We start from the raw sequence: 3,836 nt of genomic DNA on the forward strand, positions 1-3,836 counted from the left end.
CGCCAACGGCGAAACCGTAGCGCCATGACGGAGTGATGAGAGAGAAAAGATCACCAAAAGAGAGTGATAACGGCGCTATGAACGCACACGCGGAGCGCCAGCGCAATGCTGCGAAAAAATCAAAAGTGCGGTTTAAAAATGTGATAAAGATCAAAATTCGACAAAAAAGATCGCTATCGCATTGTTTTTTTTTTTTTAAACTTATCCAGTTTAAGCAAAATCCCACAAAAACTGCCTAAACACCACACAAAATTTTCTGTTAACCCTAACGCAAAGGACACAAAAAATGAAACCAACATTCAAAACAACTGCATTGGCAATCCTCATCTCCCTCGGTGCTGTCGCCTGTGGGTCTAGTGGTGGTGGCAGCAGCTCAACAGAACAAAAACAACCTGTGGTCAAACAAAATCCAAAACTCCAAAAACAAGAAAGCAACAAAACCACAGCCGTTAAAACAGAAAATAAAAAAGCCAACTCAGAACAAGATAAACTCCAAGCTCAAATTAAACAACTCCAAGATCGCATCAACGAATTACAACAAAAATCGACGCCACACCTAAAACTGCCGACAACAGCAAACTTGCTGATTATGAAAAACAAATTCAACGTTTAAATAAAGATCTCCGCTCCCGCCGATACAAAATGCTCTGGGATAGCGCCACACGCGTAGGATACCCTGCTGATAAAGTTAATGATTTTGTAGAGCGCCATGTAGATGATCAAGATCTCAAGGCTTATCGTCGAGAATTGCGTGACTTCCAAATCAAAATCGATGCCGAAAACGCTGGCATGACCAAGGAAGAAGTAAAAAGCTTTGTGGAAAAGCATAAAAATGATGAATATTTATATAGCTATTTAGATGAAATTGATAAAATTAAATTTTTAACTCGTGCAGAAGATGAAGGCATGACAAAAGAAGAAGCGAAAGCTTTTTATGACAAATATAATAGTGATGAAGATAGAATGGCACTTAATGATGCATTCAATCAATATGTAATCAAGAAAATTGCCTTTAATGAAGCTCTTAACCACGGAATGAGCGAAAAGAAGCAACAGAATTTCTAGAAAACATCCTGGCTACTCTGATATAGACATTAATAATTACTTTGAAAATATCGAAAGAGCTATGAGCGCAGGTATGAGTCAAGAAGAAGCAGAAAAATTTGTTGAAAATCATTATGATCACTCAGATTGGAATAAATTTTATAATGCCATCAGCAAATATGAAAATAAAAATCCAAAATAGATAGAGCAATAGAACTAGGCATGAGCAAATCTGAAGCAGAGAATTTTTACAAAAATATAACGACGAAAATGATTCAGATAAATATTACAATGAATTAAATAGATATTTTTACAATAAAAATGAAAGAGAAGAAATAAGAACGGAATTATTTAATTCCGCTAAAGAAATGGATTAAGTGACAAAGATGCTAAAGAATTTGCAGAAAAATACTCAAGCTATGAAGAAAAAGATAATCGTTATGATGCCCAAGCGGTTTTGAGCAAAAAGCATGGAACTTTTGAAGAAGCTCTTAAAGCTGGCATGAATAAAGAAGATGCCAAAGTTTTTGCTGAAAAACATTACAATGATGATGAAGATATAAAAACTCAGGCTCAAAAAGATTTCATTGCTAAAAAATCTGCTGACGCGGAAAAATTAAGGAAAGATTTTGTTGGAAAACGAGTAATCAAAAACCAATTATTAAAAATTGATAATAATGGATACAATAAATTTTCCACTTCTGAGATAACCGCCGACGGATACTCTAGAACAGAATCTCCTGTTGAAATCAGAAAATATAAAGATATAACAGATGAAAATAAAAAACCTGTATCTCTAAGCTATACAAGCTATGTATATAACCTAGAAGATGCAGGCATTGAATTTTCTAACGTTAATTATAGTGGTTACAAAAACACCTATAAACATGGAGCAAAAATATCTTATGCTGGATACCCAACTAAATCAGATGCTCTAAAAGATCTCTCTGGAACAGCTCAATATAACGGTAGAGCCTTCGTTGTCTCATCATATTATGGTGATAAAGACCTAGATGATGCAAAAGTTTCATTAACTGCAGATTTCAACAAAAAGAAATCGGTGGTGAAATCACCTACTATTTTAATTATCCTACTGAGTCAAAAATTCAATTAGAAAAGGAAAATTCAAGCTAAGAATGATCAAATTGTATTTAATGGCGAAGCAAAAGCTGAAACAGGAGGTGGTACATACGAAGGGAAATTTATGGGTAAAGAAGCCAAGCAACTGGCAGGTTCTGTTAAACTAAACAATAGTTATGGCTATGGAAGTAATGTGTCTGGCGCCGTCTTCGTAGCCGAGAAACAATAACCTAACTTTCCCACAAGCCACTGCTCTGCGGTGGCTTTTTTTGCGATGATGTGATGAAAAATTATCTGTTTTAGCTTTTTTGCCGCTCTCGGCGCTGGCGGTGAGCCCGGCGTTTAAGCCGGAAGCAGTCACGCAAGTGGCGAAGCCGGTGGCGGCGGAGCAGGCGGTGGTGCGTGAGCGTGCTGCGGGGCAGTTGGCGTTTTCACTTGATGAATTGGCGCACAATTTGCCATTGTGTGAGCGGGTGCTGAATATAGCGATTGCCCAGCGCCGTTATGATGTGGTGGCGCGGGTGCTGCCGGTTTATCGCACGTTTGCCGAGCATGACCCGATTTTGGTGCTGTTTGCCCAAGGGGCGATGGCCAAATCCCGTGGGGAGTTTGATGCGGCGGTGGCGAAATTTGAGGCGATTTTAGCGCGCAATGCGCAGCTCAACCCTGTGCGTATTGAGCTGGCGACCGCACTTTTTGAAAGCCAGCAAAATAACGCGGCGCGTGCCGCCTTTGAGCGGGCGCGGGAATTTGATCCCCCAGCGGAAATTCACGCCTTGATTAATCATTATTTGCGCGCACTCGATAACCGCGAGCGTTGGCAAATCAGCGCAAACGCCAATTATTTGCGCACCCACAATGTCAACAACACCAGCGACGCGCGGCGAATTGAAGACACGCCGTTTATCAAAAACGACGATATGCTGCCACAATCGGCGCATGGGCTGGCCTATTCCCTCAACCTCGCCAAAGATTGGAACCTGCGCGGGCACCATTACCTCGCCTTTGAAAATAACTTGTTCGGCAAATATTATTGGGATAACAAAGACTACAACGACGTGCTCAACCGCACTTTGCTGGGGCTGGCGCACAAGAGTGCGGTGCAAACCGTGCGCGTGCTGCCCTTTGCGGAATGGCGCTGGGTGGCGGGCAGCCGTTATCAACGCAGCTTGGGCGTGCGCGCGGAGTGGAACCGCTGGCTGACTGCGCGCTGGCAGCTCTCACTCGCGGCGGAGTACGCCAAAGCGCGCTATCACGACAACCCTGAGCTCAACGGCTTTAACCAGCTCGGTTCGGCCACGCTGCTGTGGCTGGCAGGCACGAAAACCTACCTTTATACTGGCGTGGATTTCAACCGTGAAAAAACCGCCACGCGCCGCCTATCGAACGACACCAAAACACTGCGCCTTGGCATCGGGCAAGAATGGCCGTGGCAGGTGGCCACGCGCGTGGGGCTTTCTCTCGCCAAGCGCGATTACAAAGCGCCCGCCAAGCTCGGTGGTATTTTGCCACTTCGCAAAGTGCGGTCAGACACCATTTACAGCGCAAACCTGATGCTGTGGAAGCGGGATTGGCAGTGGCAGGGCTTCACCCCCAAGCTGCAGCTGAGCTGGAAAAAGCAACGCAGCAATTTGCCAACGCTCTATTCCTACACCGAGAAAAACGTCAATTTAGTGATCACACGGGATTTCTAATCACAAAGTGCGGTTCGA

5 protein-coding genes are annotated in these 3,836 nt (G+C 43.4%); 4 read left to right on the forward strand and 1 reads right to left on the reverse strand.

Annotation, left to right across the window (positions count from 1 at the left end; all coding sequences use genetic code 11):
• The coding region (locus HPC37_RS10630) for a hypothetical protein (RefSeq protein WP_208123081.1) at window positions 1–226 on the reverse strand (226 nt) is incomplete at its 3' end.
• A gap of 60 nt (window positions 227–286) precedes the next feature.
• Here HPC37_RS10630 and HPC37_RS10635 point away from each other — a divergent pair.
• The 4 genes from HPC37_RS10635 to HPC37_RS10650 all read left to right on the forward strand — a co-directional run bounded on the left by HPC37_RS10635 (window position 287) and on the right by HPC37_RS10650 (window position 3,818).
• Window positions 287–613, forward strand: a complete 327-nt coding sequence (locus HPC37_RS10635; RefSeq protein WP_208123082.1) for a hypothetical protein — start codon at window positions 287–289, stop codon at window positions 611–613.
• 29 nt (window positions 614–642) lie between these two features.
• A complete protein-coding gene (locus HPC37_RS10640; RefSeq protein WP_208123083.1) occupies window positions 643–1,065 on the forward strand; it encodes a hypothetical protein in 423 nt (140 codons plus the stop codon).
• Between the two features lie 436 nt (window positions 1,066–1,501).
• A complete protein-coding gene (locus HPC37_RS10645; protein ID WP_208123084.1) occupies window positions 1,502–2,158 on the forward strand; it encodes a hypothetical protein in 657 nt (218 codons plus the stop codon).
• 295 nt (window positions 2,159–2,453) lie between these two features.
• Entirely contained in the window at window positions 2,454–3,818 is a 1,365-nt protein-coding gene (locus HPC37_RS10650; protein WP_208123085.1) for a surface lipoprotein assembly modifier, read from the forward strand.
• Window positions 3,819–3,836 lie beyond the last annotated feature (18 nt).

The organism is Spirabiliibacterium mucosae, assembly GCF_014884965.1.
Taxonomy (GTDB): Bacteria; Pseudomonadota; Gammaproteobacteria; order Enterobacterales; family Pasteurellaceae; genus Spirabiliibacterium; species Spirabiliibacterium mucosae.

Excerpts from the sequence above, each read along its gene's own strand:
- HPC37_RS10635 (WP_208123082.1), top strand. The coding sequence starts at position 287 with ATGAAACCAACATTCAAAACAACTGCATTGGCAATCCTCATCTCCCTC.
- HPC37_RS10640 (WP_208123083.1), top strand. The coding sequence starts at position 643 with ATGCTCTGGGATAGCGCCACACGCGTAGGATACCCTGCTGATAAAGTT.